This window comes from Paenibacillus sanfengchensis, from assembly GCF_036864765.1.
Classification (GTDB): domain Bacteria; phylum Bacillota; class Bacilli; order Paenibacillales; family Paenibacillaceae; genus Fontibacillus; species Fontibacillus sanfengchensis.
In genome coordinates this window covers 334,652-350,859 of the sequence record NZ_JBAGJC010000002.1, presented here as the reverse complement: position 1 = coordinate 350,859, position 16,208 = coordinate 334,652, and the positions used below count along the sequence as shown (strand labels likewise).

General features: G+C 56.8%; 11 protein-coding genes. 9 read left to right on the top strand and 2 right to left on the bottom strand.

Going from position 1 to position 16,208, the window contains the following annotated elements; genetic code table 11:
* Positions 1–114: 114 nt before the first annotated feature.
* The 9 genes from V4U84_RS04975 (at position 115) to V4U84_RS04935 (ending at position 13,675) form a co-directional block, all read left to right on the top strand.
* Positions 115–1,674 carry a helix-turn-helix domain-containing protein gene (locus V4U84_RS04975; protein ID WP_334076846.1) on the top strand — a complete coding sequence of 520 codons (1,560 nt, stop codon included), beginning with the start codon at positions 115–117 and terminating at the stop codon, positions 1,672–1,674.
* Positions 1,675–1,694: 20 nt separating this feature from the next.
* A complete protein-coding gene (locus V4U84_RS04970; RefSeq protein ID WP_334076845.1) occupies positions 1,695–3,533 on the top strand; it encodes a sensor histidine kinase in 1,839 nt (612 codons plus the stop codon).
* Positions 3,523–5,067: a response regulator transcription factor gene (locus V4U84_RS04965; RefSeq protein ID WP_334076844.1), complete on the top strand. Its 1,545-nt coding sequence runs from the start codon at positions 3,523–3,525 to the stop codon at positions 5,065–5,067. Before V4U84_RS04970 ends, V4U84_RS04965 begins: the two co-directional genes overlap by 11 nt.
* A gap of 126 nt (positions 5,068–5,193) precedes the next feature.
* Positions 5,194–6,867 carry an extracellular solute-binding protein gene (locus V4U84_RS04960; protein WP_334072349.1) on the top strand — a complete coding sequence of 558 codons (1,674 nt, stop codon included), beginning with the start codon at positions 5,194–5,196 and terminating at the stop codon, positions 6,865–6,867.
* Between the two features lie 82 nt (positions 6,868–6,949).
* A complete protein-coding gene (locus tag V4U84_RS04955) occupies positions 6,950–7,915 on the top strand; it encodes an ABC transporter permease (protein WP_334076843.1) in 966 nt (321 codons plus the stop codon).
* A gap of 2 nt (positions 7,916–7,917) precedes the next feature.
* Positions 7,918–8,877, top strand: coding sequence for a carbohydrate ABC transporter permease (locus V4U84_RS04950; protein ID WP_334072347.1), 960 nt, complete (start codon positions 7,918–7,920; stop codon positions 8,875–8,877).
* Entirely contained in the window at positions 8,878–10,440 is a 1,563-nt protein-coding gene (locus V4U84_RS04945; protein ID WP_334076842.1) for a glycoside hydrolase family 43 protein, read from the top strand.
* A 53-nt stretch (positions 10,441–10,493) separates the two neighbouring features.
* Positions 10,494–11,501 carry an endo-1,4-beta-xylanase gene (locus tag V4U84_RS04940; protein ID WP_334076841.1) on the top strand — a complete coding sequence of 336 codons (1,008 nt, stop codon included), beginning with the start codon at positions 10,494–10,496 and terminating at the stop codon, positions 11,499–11,501.
* Between the two features lie 71 nt (positions 11,502–11,572).
* The gene (locus tag V4U84_RS04935; protein WP_334076840.1) at positions 11,573–13,675 is read left to right on the top strand and encodes an alpha-glucuronidase family glycosyl hydrolase; all 2,103 of its coding nucleotides are present in this window, start codon (positions 11,573–11,575) and stop codon (positions 13,673–13,675) included.
* Positions 13,676–14,237: 562 nt separating this feature from the next.
* Here the strand turns inward: V4U84_RS04935 and V4U84_RS04930 are convergent.
* Together V4U84_RS04930 and uxuA are read right to left on the bottom strand one after the other, a co-directional pair.
* Positions 14,238–15,092, bottom strand: a complete 855-nt coding sequence (locus V4U84_RS04930) for an SDR family oxidoreductase (RefSeq protein ID WP_334076839.1) — start codon at positions 15,090–15,092, stop codon at positions 14,238–14,240.
* Positions 15,076–16,185, bottom strand: coding sequence for a mannonate dehydratase (gene uxuA / locus V4U84_RS04925; RefSeq protein ID WP_334076838.1), 1,110 nt, complete (start codon positions 16,183–16,185; stop codon positions 15,076–15,078). The genes V4U84_RS04930 and uxuA overlap by 17 nt, the downstream gene beginning before the upstream one ends.
* Positions 16,186–16,208 lie beyond the last annotated feature (23 nt).

Here is a 16,208-nt window from a genome sequence, read left to right as displayed (position 1 = left end):
TTCAACTACCATACAAGTATGGTAGCATGAATTTGTGATGGCGCTTACATTGCGGGTCCATCGGTCAAGTTACAAAAAAAGTGGAATAAATCGCCCGAAGGAGCGGATGAACGGATGATGAATGTTCTTTTGGTTGACGACGAGCCGTTGGTTCTGGATGGGCTCCGGACCATGATCAAGTGGGAGCAATACGGCTTTCGGGTATGCGGCGAAGCCTCGAACGGCCCGGAGGCGTTCGGTTTGATCCAGCGGCTTATGCCCGAATTGGTGCTGACCGACATTCGAATGCCGGTCTATGGCGGTCTGGAGCTGATCAAACGCTCGAACCGGGCGCTGAAGCGGCCGCCGAAATTCGTGGTGCTGAGCGGCTACGATGATTTCAACTATGCCCTTACGGCGATGCGCCAAAGGGTCGCAGAATATTTGCTGAAGCCGATCGATGAAGAGGAGATCGAGGCGATTTTGGAGCGGCTTGGCGCTCAAATCCAGGGGGAGCTTGCGGCGGAAGAAACCCACAGGCAGCGGCAACTGCTGTTCGCGGGCAATATATTGGGGCGCTTGACGCAGGGCGAGTATAACGAAGGCCTGGAACAGCAAGCCATACGGGGCTTGAACCTTCCGGGCGATGCGGAATTGATCTGCGTGCTGGTGGACGGCGTGGCGGATCGGGCCGAGGTGGAGCGGAGATTCCGCGCTGTTTTTCCCGAGGAGCCGGTGCGGTCTTTTCACGACAGCGCGGCCCGCTTCGGATTTATTCTTCCGGCGTCCGCCCATCCGGAAGCCCGGCTGCAGGAGATCGGCTTACAGTTGGGCAGGCCGGCCGGGGGGACCGAGGAGGCGGGTCCCAAGTCGTCCGCGATCATCGCCGTCAGCGGGAGGCTGAGAGGAATCCGGGCGATCCGCGAGCTCTATTTGCAGGCGAAGGAACTCTGTAAGACGAAACGCTGCCAGGGGAAAGCGGGGCTCTTTTATTTCCGCGACCAGGAAACGTTCTGCCCCCGGCAGGATACACAGCTCCAAGAAAAATTCGGGCGCCTTCTGGACTGTACGGGCATTGGGGATACGGCCAAGCTCGACATGGCGCTGGATGAGGTTTTCGGTGCCCTGTTCGGGCGCCGGACCGGGCTTGCGGCGGCGAAGGCCCTTGTGGCCGATCTCGAATTCCGCCTATGCCGGATGGTTCAGGAAATGGAAGGGGCGCCCGATGCGTACATGCACAAAGTGCAGGGGAACTGCGGGCGGTTGAGCGAGGTTCAGGATTACCCGGCCTTAAAGAGGTATGTCCATTGCCTTTGCCTCGAGGCGGGCTCGCTTCTTTCCGAGCTGCGGCTCAAAAACGAAAACAATACGATTTTTCACGTGATCCGGCAGGTGGACCGGGAATACCGGACCAAACTGCAGCTTCAGGACCTGGCCAGGCACTACCATCTGAACGCCACCTATCTTGGCCAACTGTTCAAAAAACAGACGGGCAAAACCTTTAACGAGTATTTGCACGAGAAACGGATAGCTGAGGCGAAAAGGCTGTTGAAGCGGTCGCAGATGAAAATTTCGGAGATCGCGCTGCAGGTCGGATATCCGAATGCGGATTATTTTATCAGCAAATTCAAGAGCAAGACCGGCGTGCTGCCGTCGGCCTATAAGCAGGAGCCGGAACGGAAGCGGGCGGATTGAATCACGGGACGGTGTTGATCATGTGGAAACGAAAAACCGGCTTCACCAAATTCGTCAACGACATTCCTTTGAATTACAAGTTTTTTATGATTTATATTGTCGGCGTGCTGCTGCCAATCCTTCTGCTTAATCTGCTGTTCATGGACCGGATGTCCGGTTTGATCCGGGAAAGGGAGGATCAGAACCTCGAAATTTCGCTGGAACGGGCCAGGAAGGATATTCACGACTTCATCGACGGCGGGGTGGCGGTCAGCCACGCTTTAAATACGGATAAGACGCTGTATGAGATGCTGGACCGGACCTATAAGGATCCACTCGATTTCTACGCGGCGTTCGACGAGCAGCTTCGAAACCGGGTGAGCAGTTATATTCCGGTCAATAACCAGATCTTGCAGATCGGTATTTTTACGGAGAACACCACCATCGTTCCGGGCGGCAATTACCACATTATCGATCAAGAGGTCCGGGAGAGCGATTGGTACCGAATGTGGGAGGAGTCGAAGGCGTCCGTTATGGTGGCCGCCTACCGCGCAAAACAAGCGAGCAATCAAACGCTGACGGCTCCCTACTTGAGCGTGATCGAAAAAATGGACTATTTTGACTATTACGGCACCTTTGACAAGCTGCTGCGGATCGATATCGATTTAAGCCGGATTTATGACGTGATCGCTCGCGAAAGGGACTATCTGAATCTTTTCCTGGTCAATGAGAACAACGAAGTCATTATGTCCACGGAGGGCGGATATCAGCGGGTCGTCTCCACGAGTGAAGGTTATCCGAAGTTCACGCCGGATTCGGGCGATTCGCGGAGCATGGGTCCCTATGAGGTTGCGATCGGTACGGCCAAGTATGTCAAGGGCTGGCGGCTGATCGGAGTTCCGCAGGGGAACCGGGTCACGAAGGCGATGCTGGACATGCGGCTGTATGTCGGTTTTTTGGCGGCGGCGATTACGTTGATTACGTCGGTTTTTATTTATGTCATGCTGCGATCTTACAATTACCGGGTGAAGCGGCTGTCGCGGCACATGCAGAAGGTGACGAACGAGAAGTTTGATCTGATCCGGATCGATGAAGGGCGCGATGAAATTGGGGGATTGATCCGGAATTTCAATATCATGACCTCGCGGATCAATTCTTTGATCAACAATGTGTATAAATTGGAGATTCAAAAGAAGAGCCTGGAGATGGAACGGGTCCGGGCGGAATTGAACTTTTTGCAGAGTCAGATGAACCCGCACTTCCTGTTCAACACGCTGAATGCCATTCTGGTCGTGTGCACCAAAAACCAATATACCGACGTTACCGATATCATTAAAAGTTTGTCCAAGCTCCTTCGGCGATTGCTCAGCTGGCAAGAGGATCTGGTCCCCGTGGAAGAAGAGATGAGGTTTATCGAAATGTATCTCAAAATCGAAAAATTCCGCTTTCGGGACAAATTTGAGTTTCAGTGCGAAATCGATGACGAGGCGCTGCGTTATAAAATCCCGAAAATGAGCATCCAGCCGCTGGTGGAGAATGCCTGCAAGCACGGAATCCAGGCGGCGGAAGGGCTGGGATTGGTCTGGATCAAAGCCTTCGTCGCCGAAGGACGGCTGCGCATTGTCATTTCCGATAACGGCATCGGGATGGAAACGGGCCGACTTCGGGAATTGATTTTGTCGGTACGCAACGAGAATGCGTCGGGAAGCAGCATCGGCATCCGGAACGTATACCGCAGGCTGGAATTGTATTATGACGATCAAGTCCGCTTTGATATCGCCAGCCGCCCGAACGAAGGGACGACGGTGTCGTTTGATATTCCGATCAGGCTGCTCGAGCATCAGAATGACGAAGATAGGGGGAACGTCGATGGCGTTTAAAGTGTTGTTGGTCGACGATGAGCCGGGAGCTTTGGAAGGCATGCAGCTGTGGATCGACTGGGAGGCCCTCGGATATGAAATTTGCGGGACCGGCTCGAACGGCAGGGAAGGGCTGCGGTTAATCGAGGAACTGGAGCCCGATCTCGTCGTAACGGACGTGAATATGCCGCTGATGAACGGGCTGGAAATGATTGAGGCGTGGAAGGCGCGCTCGGCCAGACCGATGAGGTTTGCCCTGATGAGCGGGTACAGTGAGTTTGAGTATGCCCAAAAGGCGATGCGGTTCGGCATTACCCATTATTTGCTCAAACCGGTGGAAGCGGAGGAAGCCGCGGCGGAGCTGGAGCAAATCCGCGACGAGCTTCTGCGGGAAGCCGAACGAAGCCGGGTTGGCCGGGTCGCGGCTTACGAGGAGACGGCCGCCCTGGTCAGGCAGCTTCTGGCGGACCCGGGGGGGACGAAGGCCGTCCGGCCGTGCCCGCTTCTCGACAGGGTTTCGGCAAGCCGGGCGGCATGGAACTGCTGCCTCGTTCAAGCCGAGGAGGACGGGTTTCGGGAGGCCAGAGAGTGGGCCTCCTCTCTGTTGGAGGACAACGAGGCTCTTTATTTGATCGATCTGGATTCCGACCAATTCGTTCTGGTTTACGGCGAAGACGCGGGGAAGGCGACGGGGGAGGCGAAATCCGGGGACGTCATGAGCGAACTGATTCGCGGGTATGCCGGACGACCGGTCTGCCTGGCTCTGGGAGAAGGCTGCAAATCGCTGTACGAGATCGGGCATAGCTATGTGACGGCCATCCGGGCGATGTCCCACAGATTTTATGAGGAAGGCGATTTTCCGCAAATCTTCACCCATGAGGCAACCCGGTCGCTTTCCTTCAATCACCATTATGATCAGATACCGCTGACGGACCGGATCATCGAAGCGATTCAGCTCATGAAAGCGGACGATTTTGAGGAGGCGGTAACTATGGCGGCCCGCAGCTTTCGAGAGAAACGCATGGCCCCCGATATCGTGGAGAAGGCGGTGATTCACCTGCTGTACAAGATTTCGGAATATCTCCGCGAAATGCTGGGGGATCAAGCGGAAGAGGCCTTGGGTCCTTTTCACGTTCCCGGGGTGTCCGCCTATCCTACACTGGGGGGGATGATGGAATGTTTGAGTTCCTTCGGTGAAGCTTGCATCGACTTGCTCTCCCGGGAGCAAGCGCGAAAGGCCAAGGGCATCGTGGAGGAGATTAATCGTTACATTCTGGGGCACTACCGCGAAGCTCTGACCATTAAAAGACTGGCGGAAATATTTTATCTCCACCCGGTATATTTGGGGCAACTGCTGATGAAGAAGAACGGGGTCTCTTTTCACGATATGGTTCACGATTTAAGGATTGAAGAAGCGCTGAGGCTGCTTGACGAGAGGGAGATGAAAAACTGCGACATAGCGGAGCAGATCGGTTACGCAAATTACGGGCAGTTCCTGAAGCAATTTGAAAAAAGACACGGCATGTCTCCCAAGGAGTACAAAAGCAGAACCTAAAGTTTTTAGGGGTAAAAGCTTTAATTGTGATATAGTTCGGCGTTGGAAACGCTCTTACAATGAAAACAGGTACTTGTAAGGGCTTACAAAACCTGAGGGTACCAAATCCATTCGGAGGTGCTTTACATGGGGGGCAAGTCTAAATCAGTACTCCGGCTCAGCATGATCATGCTGTTATCGCTCGGCGTCATTCTTTCGGGATGCGGCGGCGGCAACAATGCTTCCAAGGCCGGAAAGAGCAACACTGGAGGACAGGGAGCGGACGGACCGTTTGAAATTACCGCATTTATCGGGGAAGCCGGACAGCAGCCCACGCCGGACAACAAGATTTACAAAAAGATTAAAGACGAGCTCGGCGTCACGTTCAAATTCGAATTCCTGGCCGGTGATATCAATCAAAAGCTGGGCGTCATGATCGCGGGCTCCGATTACCCGGATATTATGACCGCCAACACGAAGCTGACGGCGGCCGGCGCTTTTATACCTCTCGAAGACCTCATCGAAGAACATGCACCGAATTTGAAAAAACACTATGAAAAATACTGGAACATGATGAAGGACCCGAACGATGGTCATATTTACACCTTGCCGAATTATGGAGCTTATAACGGGGAGGTTGCCTCCACCTGGTACTCCGGGCCGGCCTTCTGGATTCAAAAGGCGGTGCTTAAGGAGTTCGGGTATCCGAAAGTAAAGACGCTGGACGAGTATTTCGATCTGATCGCCAAGTACAAGGAGAAGTACCCGACCATCGATGGGAGCCCGACCATCGGCTTCGAAATCCTGAACTACGACTGGAAAAACTGGGGCTTGTTCAACGCGCCTCAACATTTGATCGGTCATCCGAACGATGGCGGCGTGGTGGTCAAGGACGGGAAAGCGGAGATCTATGCCAACAAGGACTATGCCAAGAAATACTACCAAAAGCTAAACGAAGTGAACCAGCTCGGCCTGATCGATAAGGAGACGTTTACCCAGAACTATGACCAGTACATGGCGAAAATCTCTAGCGGTACGGTCCTGGGGATGTTCGACCAGCACTGGAACTTCCAAAGTGCCGAGAATGCCCTGATTACGCAGGAAAAGCTGGAGCGAACGTATGTTGGACTTCCGCTCGTTTACGACCCCAGTACTCGGGATCATTACCGGGATCGCGCGGCACTAAACCTGAATAACGGATTCGGCATCAGCGTCAACGCCAAGGATCCGGTGCGGATTATCAAAATGTGGGACCGCCTGATTCAGGAGGACTGGCAGAAAACCTTGACCTGGGGCATCGAAGGCGAAGACTACATCGTCAATGAGAAAGGCCGGTTCCTGAGAACCGAGGAACAGCGCAAGAAAACGACGGATGCGACATGGGAACTGGGGAACAAAGCCAAAACGCTGTATGCGTCCAGTCCGAAACTGGAGGGGTACTTCAGCGACGGCAACGCCACGGACGCCGCGGCGCAGCCCGAAGAATACCAGGCCGGATTGAAGCCTTATGACAAAGAGTTCCTTGCGGCTTACGGCTTTGAAAGCTATGTGGACTTCTTCAGCGATCCGCCGGAGAACCCGATTTATTATCCGGCCTGGTCCGCCGATTTGGTGGAAGGCTCTGAAGCGAAGATCGTAAATACGAAACTGAACGACCTCTCGACCAAGTTTTTGCCGCAGGCGATTCTGGCCAAACCGGGGGAGTTCGATAAGGTCTGGAGCGAGTATACGGGAGAAATCGGCAAGTTGAACGTGAAGGCCTATGAGGAACGAATCAATGAAGTGCTGAAATGGAGAATCGATACCTGGACCGTGAAATAACGCTTTTTGATGCACTGGAAGTGGAAGGTGACGGAGCCTTCCACTTTCCCAAATAACAGCCTTTTACGGGGAGAACAAATTTATGAATGAGACCTTGATGGGAAAAAGTGCTGTCCGGAAAACGAAAAAGAGAAAAAAACAGCCGTTGACGTGGTCCGTCATCAAAAGCCAGAGACAACTGATTTTTATGTCGGTCCCGCTGCTCGCTTATATTATATTGTTTGCTTACGTCCCTGTTTGGGGATGGACGATGGCCTTTCAAAACTACAAGCCGGCCCGGGATTTCGCCCAGCAGGAATGGGTGGGTTTCAAGCATTTCAAGTTTCTGTTCTCGGATGACAGCTTCTGGCGGGTGCTGCGCAATACGCTGGGGATGAGCATCATTAACCTGGTGCTCGGTTTTGTGACCGCGATTATTCTGGCCCTGCTGTTGAACGAAATCAAGAAGGTGTTTCTGAAGCGAACCGTTCAGACCATCTCGTACCTGCCGCACTTTTTGTCCTGGATTATCGTCACCGGGATCGTAGCGACTTCGCTCGCCTCGGACGGGATCGTCAACGATATTCTGATGAAACTGCACATCATCAAAGAACCGATCCTGTGGCTGAGCGAAGGGAAATACTTCTGGGGCGTTGTCGGCGCCTCGCATGTCTGGAAGGAAGTCGGCTGGAACACGATTATCTATCTGGCCGCCATCGCTTCCATCGACCCGGCCTTGTATGAAGCCGCCGATATCGACGGGGCCAGCCGCTACCGGAAAATGCTGCATGTGACGATTCCCGGAATCAAGGCGACAATCGTGATTCTGCTGATCATGTCCGTGGGGCATATTCTGGAAGCCGGCTTTGAAGTCCAATACCTGCTCGGCAACGGGCTCGTGGTGGACTGGTCGGAAACCATCGACATCTTCGTGCTGAAATACGGCATTGCCCAGGGCAACTACTCCCTGGCTACCGCCGGCGGTATATTCAAAACGGTCGTCAGCGTAACCATGCTGCTTATCGCAAATTGGACCGCCAAGCGGCTAGGGGAAGAGAGGCTGTTATAAACATGGACAATCAAACGATCAGCCCGCGTCAGATGTCTGCCGCCACCGCAAACCGCCGGATCCGGAGAGGCCGATTGGAGCCGATTCTTTTTAACACTTTTAACGCGATTTTTATGACGCTGCTTGTCATCGTTACGTTATATCCCTTTTTGAACACCATTGTCGTCTCCTTCAATGCCGGGAACGATACGATCCGGGGCGGACTGTATTTGTGGCCCAGAGAATTTACGCTGCAAAACTATAAAGCCGTGTTCGTGTCGGGCACCATCTACAATGCCTTTCTGATCTCGGTGGCAAGAACGGTGCTGTCCACGCTGCTCAACATCTTTTTGACGACGATGCTGGCCTATACGCTAAGCCGCCGGGAGTATGTGTTCCGCAAGCCGATCACGTTCATCTTTGTACTGACGATGTACTTTAACGCCGGTTTGATTCCGGGATACTTTCTGATGAAGGACCTGCATTTGACCAACAGCTTTTGGGTTTATGTTCTGCCTTCCATGATCAGCGCCTTCAACTTGATCGTGATCCGGACTTACATCGGGACGATTCCCGAAAGCCTGGTCGAATCGGCCAGGATCGATGGGGCGGGAGACTTCAAAATTTTCTGGCGGATCATTTTCCCGCTGTGCAAGCCCGTGCTTGCTACGATCGCCTTGTTCGTGGCCGTGGGGGCCTGGAACTCCTGGTTTGACGCCTTCCTGTTCACCTCCTCCCGGCAGGAGCTGAGTACGCTGCAGTATGAGCTGATGAAGCTGCTCTCGTCCAGCATGAACGCCAACAGCAATCCGGCCGTGGCAGCCGGAGCGGGGATGACGCAGGAGACGGCGGCTTCGATGGTAACCCCGCTGTCGATCCGCGCCGCCGTTACGGTGGTCGCTTCGGTACCGATTCTTCTGGTTTATCCGTTTATGCAAAAATACTTTGTCGTCGGACTTAACGTGGGGAGTGTAAAAGAATAAATGAAAAAGCATCCGCAGGCGATTTCGTATACGAACCCCATCCTTCCCGGCTTTTACCCCGACCCGAGCATCACGCGGGCCGGGGATGATTTTTATCTGATCTGCAGCTCTTTTGAGTATTTCCCGGGCGTCCCGATCTTTCGCAGCCGGGATCTGATCCATTGGGAACAGGTCGGGCATGTGCTGGACCGGATCGGGCAGCTGGATTTGCGGAGCCGCCGGAGTTCCGACGGCATCTATGCTCCGACGCTGCGCTATCATGACGGTGTTTTTTACATGATTACGACCGATGTGCGGGGGATCGGGAACTTTTATGTGACGGCGACCGATCCGGCAGGCCCGTGGTCCGACCCGATTCCCGTTCCCTATGGCGGGATCGACCCGTCCCTGATGTTTGACGATGACGGCCGGGTTTACGTCACCGCCCAACAGGGGGCCGATTACGACTCCCATGTCATCCAGTACGAGATCGACATTCAAACGGGCCGGGCCTTGACGGAACCGGCCGTGATCTGGCGGGGAGACGGAGGTCCGTGGACGGAGGGGCCGCATCTGTATAAAATCGGCGACCTCTACTATATCATGAGCGCGTCGGGCGGAACGGCCAAAGAGCATCGGGAAATTATCGGGCGGAGTTCCCATCCCTACGGACCGTTTGAAATGTGCCCGCAGCCGATTTTGACGCATCGGGGGATCGACCACCCGATCCAGTATCTGGGGCATGCGGACCTGATCGAAGACCAAAGCGGCGGCTGGTGGGCCGTGTTTCTCGGCGTGCGTCAGGTCGGTGACGGCTACAGCTACAGCTACAGTGTCCTGGGCCGTGAGACGTTTCTGGCGCCGGTGCGCTGGAGTGAGGACGGATGGCCGATGATCGACAAAAACGAAGGTCTCGTCAACCTGGAAATGAACGTGCCGCGGGTCCCGGGCTCTCCTTCCCCGCTTGTAACGAAAGCCGCGGGGAAGGATGACTTCGACGACGGGCGGCTGGATGCGGCCTGGACCTTCCTCCGCAACCCGGCGGAAGGAAGCTGGTCGCTCGCCGAGCGTCCGGGTTGGCTGACGCTGCGGGGGCAGGCCGCGGGCTTGAGCGATGTCGGCCAGGTGGCGTTCGTCGGCCGCAGACAGCGGCAGGTCCGGGCCGCCTGGAGTACCTGCCTGGAATTCGAGCCGCTTGAAGAGGGGGAGGAAGCGGGAATCTGCGCCCGCAGGGACGAGGATGCGCACTATGAAATTTGCCTGAGGAAGCAGGGCGGCAAAAGAGTAATCACCGCGCGGCTGACGGCTCGGGGACGGACGGCGGAAGAGGCCGCGGTCAAAACGGAAGCGGGACGCGTCTGGCTGAAAATCACCGCGGATGCGGAGGAATACAACCTGCTGTATTCGCTGGAGGGCGGGGATTGGGTCCGGCTGGCGGCGGGGCCCGCCCGCGGTCTTTCCCCCGAGGATTTCGTGAATAAGATGTGTTTTACCGGTGTCGTAATCGGTCTGTACGCGACAGGTAACGGGAAAGCCTGCGCAAGCCCCGCCAGCTTTGACTGGTTTGAGCAGCGGATGGAATAAAAGTAATGAAACTCGGAGGCAGGTTTGGATCATATATTTTGAGGAGGGCCTTTATGGAAAAGCGGGAGCGGGCGGAAACGCCATTAAAGCAGCTGTTTCAGGAAGATTTTAAAATCGGGGCGGCGGTAAATCCGCAGACGATTGTTTTGCAGGAGGCGTTGCTGGCCCATCATTTTAACAGTATTACCGCCGAGAACGAGATGAAGTTTGCCAGCGTTCATCCGCAGGAGGAAGTGTACACCTTTGAGGAAGCCGATCTTTTGGCGGCGTTTGCCCGCAAGCATGGCATGGCGATGCGCGGACACACTCTGGTGTGGCACAACCAGACGACGGACTGGCTCTTCCGCGACCGGCAGGCAGATCCGGTGAGCAAGGATGTCTTGCTGGAGCGGATGCGTGCTCACATTCACACGGTGGTCGGCCGCTATAAAGGAGATATTTACGCCTGGGACGTCGTGAATGAGGTGATTGCCGACGAAGGCGCGGAACTTTTGCGCTCCTCCCGCTGGCTGGACATTGCGGGGCAGGATTTTATCGTCAAGGCTTTTGAATTTGCCCATGAGGCCGACCCGGATGCCCTACTGTTTTATAATGATTACAACGAATCGCATCCGCAAAAACGCGACAAAATTTACACGCTGGTGAAGCAACTGCTGGACCGTGATGTCCCGGTACACGGCATCGGCCTGCAGGCGCATTGGAATCTTTACGATCCTGCCCTTGAGGACATTCGCGCCGCAATCGAAAAATACGCTTCCCTCGGGCTGCAGCTCCAACTCACGGAGCTGGACATGTCGGTCTTCCGCTTCGACGACAAGCGCACCGATTTGACGGAGCCTACGCCGGAATTGCTGGAGGCCCAGGCGGAGCGATATGAAGCGGTCTTCCGGCTGCTTAAGGAGTACCGCAACGAAATTACCTCCGTCACGTTTTGGGGAGCCGCGGACGACTATACGTGGCTGAATGATTTTCCGGTGCGCGGCCGGAAAAACTGGCCGTTCCTGTTCGACGGCGGGCATCGTCCGAAACCGGCTTATGACCGGATCGCCGGGTTGGGCTGAAGCTGAATTTTCCACTTGTCGGCAGCGGTCTCGTTTCGTATGCGAAATCATGATGCACAGGAGGAACAGGGATGGAATCCGAAAGCGCATTATACAAAGCATGGCTGCAATACAGCGAACTGGGGAAAGGCAGTCTGCGGCGGATTTACGCCGAATGGCTTGGACGTATTTATCTTGACGCCGAAGGCGAGGCGGTGAGGCCCGGCCAAGGGCCGGGCGTTCTTGCTGCGGCCCTAAGGGAACTAAGGCACGGCGCGGGAAAGATGCTGGGCGTGGATCCTATAGTCTCATGCGGTGAGCCTGCGGACGACGGTCCTTGCCTGGTGATTCGGACGAGGGGAACGGAAACCGGAAAAGCAGAGACCGGAAGAGTTGAGAGTCGGCGCTGGGAAAGGGAAGCTGAGGCTTACTCGGTAAATCTTCGCCCGTCCGGACCGGGGCACCGTTTGGAACTGGTTGGCGGGTCCGAGACGGGCGTATTGTACGGGGTTTTTCATCTGCTTCGCGGAATGGCCTTGGGGCTGACTCCCGAAGCGCTGGCGACGGAGGCGTCCCCGGCAAACCGGCTGCGGATGATCAATCAGTGGGATAATGCGGACGGATCGATTGAGCGGGGGTATGCGGGGAAGTCGATTTTTTACCGGGACGGTAAAATTGTGGAGGACGTACCGCGAATCCGGGATTACGCCCGTTTGCTGGCATCGGTGGGCATCAACGCGATTTCAATCAACAACGTAAACGTCCATGAAAAAGAAACCCGCTTCATTACCGGGGAAGGGCTCCCGGATATCGCGCGCGTGGCAGAAGTGTTTCGGGAGTATGGGATCGTGCTGTTTTTGAGCGTCAATTTTGCCGCTCCGCTGGCCATCGGAGGGACGGGTACCGCCGATCCGCTGGACGCCGGCGTCCGGAGCTGGTGGGTGGAAACCGCGCACCGGATTTACCGGCATATTCCCGACTTTGGCGGATTTGTCGTAAAAGCGGATTCCGAACATCGTCCCGGACCGTTCGCTTACGGGCGGGATCATGCCGACGGAGCGAATATGCTGGCCGAGGCGCTTGAACCGTACGGCGGGCTCGTCATTTGGCGTTGCTTCGTATATAACTGCATGCAGGATTGGCGCGACCGCTCCACGGACCGGGCGCGGGCGGCTTACGACCACTTTAAGCCGCTGGACGGCCGCTTCCGGGACAACGTGCTGCTGCAAATCAAAAACGGCCCGATGGACTTCCAGGTCCGCGAGCCGGTGTCCCCGCTGTTCGGGGCGATGCGGCAGACGAATCAGATGATCGAATTCCAGATCACCCAGGAATACACCGGCCAGCAGCGCCATTTGTGTTACTTGATCCCGCAGTGGAAGCAGGTGCTGGACTTCGGTACGCATGCGGTTCCCGATGGCGGGGAGGTTAAGCGCATTGTCGGGGGCTCGGGGTTTGGCATGAAATACAGCGGCGTGGCGGCCGTCTCCAATATCGGGGACGACGTCTGCTGGACCGGGCATCCGCTCGCCCAGGCCAATCTGTACGGCTACGGCCGGCTGACCTGGGACCCGGACCTTTCCGCCGAGGATATCGCGCAGGAATGGGTGGTCCAAACCTTCGGAGACGACAAAGAGGTTGGCCATGCGGTGACGCGGATGCTTATGGCCTCCTGGCCGATTTACGAGAGCTATACGGCTCCGCTCGGCGTCGGCTGGATGGTCGTCCCCCACTATCACTACGGGCCGGACGTGGACGGATACGAGTACTCGCGGTGGGGGACCTACCATTTTGCCGACCGGGACGGCATCGGCGTGGATCGGACCGTCGCCACGGGCACGGGATATACCGCGCAGTACTTCAGTCCGAACCGGGAAATGTACGAGTCGCCGGACACCTGTCCGGATGAGCTTCTGCTGTTCTTCCACCACGTCCCCTACGGCCACCGGCTGCATTCCGGCAAAACCGTCATCCAGCACATTTACGATACGCATTTCGAAGGCGCGGAAGCGGCGGAAGACTTGCGGGGCAAGTGGACTTCCCTGGAGGGCAAGGTTGACCCCGAACGCTACGCGCGGGTCGCCGAAAGGCTGGCGGAGCAGGCCGAGCACGCCCGGCATTGGCGCGACGTGATCAACACTTATTTCTACCGTAAATCCGGCGTGCCGGATGAGCGGGGGAGACGGATTTACTAGAAACGAAGCGCCCGGAGCGGTTTCGCACTCCGGGCGCTTTGTTTTGCGAGGGCAGGGCCAAAGAGCATGACAAAGATTAACGGGAAAACCTCCCGGTAATCTAAGACGGACGGGCTGCGGGCAAGGATTACCTGGAGAAGCCCCAGCTAATTTTCCGCAATCGGGCTTAAATAACCGATTTCGGAAAGAATAGCGGGCGAAATTCCCGGTAAATGGGTCGTGCGCGGCAAATGGGCGAGATTTACGGGAGGAAATCCTGTTAATTTTGCGAGGCCGCCCGGCTTGCCCAGTCGACATGGGGGCGGCAAAGGAGTGGATGGAGCGAGTATGGAGCAACAGACGGAAGATTCGCAGTATGAGGTACTCGGGAGCAGGATTAATTAGTTAGTTGAGTATATAAGCTTCGTGTGCGGTGGTTAGGTACAGTTGTCGGGAGTGGTGGGCGAATTTAATGGGGATGACGAGTACGGCCCGGCGCCTTCGCGAGAGTGGCACGCCCAGGCGTCCACTCCCGCGGGCGTCGTGCCCGCTAACCCGCTCCGGCTCGCCGGCCGTCTATGGCCTACACGCCGGAGTAGGCCATAAAGCCGCCGTCGACCGGCACGACGGTGCCGGTGACGAAGCCGGAGGTGTCGGCGTCGGCGAGCCACAGCAGCGTGCCGAGCAGGTCCTCGGGCACGCCGAAGCGGCGCATCGGCGTGTGCGCGATGATTTTCCGGGAGCGCTCGGTCAGCGTCCCGTCCTCCCGCATGAGCAGACTGCGGTTCTGCTCGGTCAGGAAAAATCCGGGGGAGAGCGCGTTCACCCGGATTCCCGCCTCGGCCAAGTGCACCGCCAACCACTGCGTGAAGTTGTTGATCGCCGCTTTGGCCGCGCTGTAGGCCGGCACCTTGGTCATCGGACAAGGCGCGCTCATCGAGGAGATGTTCAGCACCGTCGCCCCCGGGCGACCGACCATCTCCTTGGTGAACACCTGCGTCGGAATCAGCGTCCCGACGAAATTGAGGTCCATCACGGTGCGCACGCCCGTAAGGCTCAGGTCAAAAAACGTCGTCACGTCCGGATTGGCCAAATCCTCGGCCCGGAACGTTTCGCCCGTCGTGTTGGCGCTGGGCTGGTTGCCTCCGGCGCCGTTGACCAGCACATCGCACGGCCCGAACGCCGCGCGCACCGCCTGCTCCGCCGCCCGCACGCTGTCCGCGGCCGTGACGTCGCAGCCCACGGCGATCGCCGTGCCGCCGAGGCGGCGGATGTCCTCCGCCACCTGTTCGCCGCGCTCCGCCGTGCGGTTCAGCACCGCCACCCGCATGCCTTGGCGGGCGAGCTCCAAAGCCATCGCGCGGCACAGAACGCCCGCGCCGCCCGTGATGACCGCGGTTTTTCCCTCTAACGCGGGATGCTTAGGCAATCGGGACATGGCCGTCCGCCTCCTTTCGCGCCTGTTCCTCCGTCCGCCGGCCCGCAAAGGCGTCCCACAGCCCCCAGAGGTACATGATGCCGAGGGCGCGGTCGTACAGCCCATACCCCGGCCGGCAAATTTCTCCCCAAAGGTGGCGGCCGTGGTCCGGACGGCAGAAGCCCTTGAATCCGGTGTCATAATAGGCTTTGACGATACCCCGTATGTCGACCGATCCGTCCGAGGTCCGGTGGGAGGTCTCGATAAAGTCCCCGTTTTCGTACACCTTGACGTTCCGGATATGGGCAAAAGGGATGCGCCCGCTGAATTCATGGATCATGCCGATGATGTCATTGTCCGGATTCGCCCCGAGCGAGCCGCTGCACAGCGTAATCCCGTTCGAAGGACTGTCGTGGAGAGCGAGAAACCGGCGGAAATTCTCCCGATCGGTCAAAATCCGCGGCAGCCCGAAGATCGGCCATGGCGGATCATCCGGATGAACGGCCATCAGAATTCCGTGTTTTTCCGCGACAGGAATGACAGCATCGAGGAAATATTTCAGGTTGGCCCACAAATCTTCGGCCGTGACGTTGCGGTAAGCTTCAAACAGCGCGGTCAGGTGCTCAAGACGCTCCGGCTCCCAGCCCGGCATCGTTAAGGTGCTGTTTTCGTTAATGAGGCGCACCAGCTCAAGGGGATCCACCCCGCGGATTTTGGACTGTTCGAAAAAGAGCGCCGTCGCCCCGTCCTCCATCGGCTTGTGCAGTTCGGTGCGCACCCAATCGAAGACCGGCATAAAATTGTAGCAGATCACTTTGACGCCGGCCGCGGCCAGCTTTTCGATCGTGCGGATGTAATTGCCGATATAGCGGTCGCGGGTAGGGAGGCCCAGCTTGATGTCCTCATGGACATTGACGCTCTCCACCACTTCGATATGCAGATCGTACCGAGCCGCGAGCCGGCGCATCTCTTCAATTCGCTCCATCGGCCATTCTTCTCCGGCGGGAAGATCGTGAAGCGCCCATACGATCCCCTCGACGCCGGGAATTTGCCTGATCTGTTCCAGCGAAACCGTATCGTTTCCTTCGCCGAACCAGCGGAATACCATACGCATAAATCCACCGCCTTCAATTGAGA

Bases quoted from the DNA above. Each gene is read 5' to 3' on its own strand.
- V4U84_RS04975 (WP_334076846.1), top strand. From the start codon at position 115: ATGATGAATGTTCTTTTGGTTGACGACGAGCCGTTGGTTCTGGATGGG.
- V4U84_RS04970 (WP_334076845.1), top strand. From the start codon at position 1,695: ATGTGGAAACGAAAAACCGGCTTCACCAAATTCGTCAACGACATTCCT.
- V4U84_RS04965 (WP_334076844.1), top strand. From the start codon at position 3,523: ATGGCGTTTAAAGTGTTGTTGGTCGACGATGAGCCGGGAGCTTTGGAA.
- V4U84_RS04960 (WP_334072349.1), top strand. From the start codon at position 5,194: ATGGGGGGCAAGTCTAAATCAGTACTCCGGCTCAGCATGATCATGCTG.
- V4U84_RS04955 (WP_334076843.1), top strand. From the start codon at position 6,950: ATGAATGAGACCTTGATGGGAAAAAGTGCTGTCCGGAAAACGAAAAAG.
- V4U84_RS04950 (WP_334072347.1), top strand. From the start codon at position 7,918: ATGGACAATCAAACGATCAGCCCGCGTCAGATGTCTGCCGCCACCGCA.
- V4U84_RS04945 (WP_334076842.1), top strand. From the start codon at position 8,878: ATGAAAAAGCATCCGCAGGCGATTTCGTATACGAACCCCATCCTTCCC.
- V4U84_RS04940 (WP_334076841.1), top strand. From the start codon at position 10,494: ATGGAAAAGCGGGAGCGGGCGGAAACGCCATTAAAGCAGCTGTTTCAG.
- V4U84_RS04935 (WP_334076840.1), top strand. From the start codon at position 11,573: ATGGAATCCGAAAGCGCATTATACAAAGCATGGCTGCAATACAGCGAA.
- V4U84_RS04930 (WP_334076839.1), bottom strand. From the start codon at position 15,092: ATGTCCCGATTGCCTAAGCATCCCGCGTTAGAGGGAAAAACCGCGGTC.
- uxuA (WP_334076838.1), bottom strand. From the start codon at position 16,185: ATGCGTATGGTATTCCGCTGGTTCGGCGAAGGAAACGATACGGTTTCG.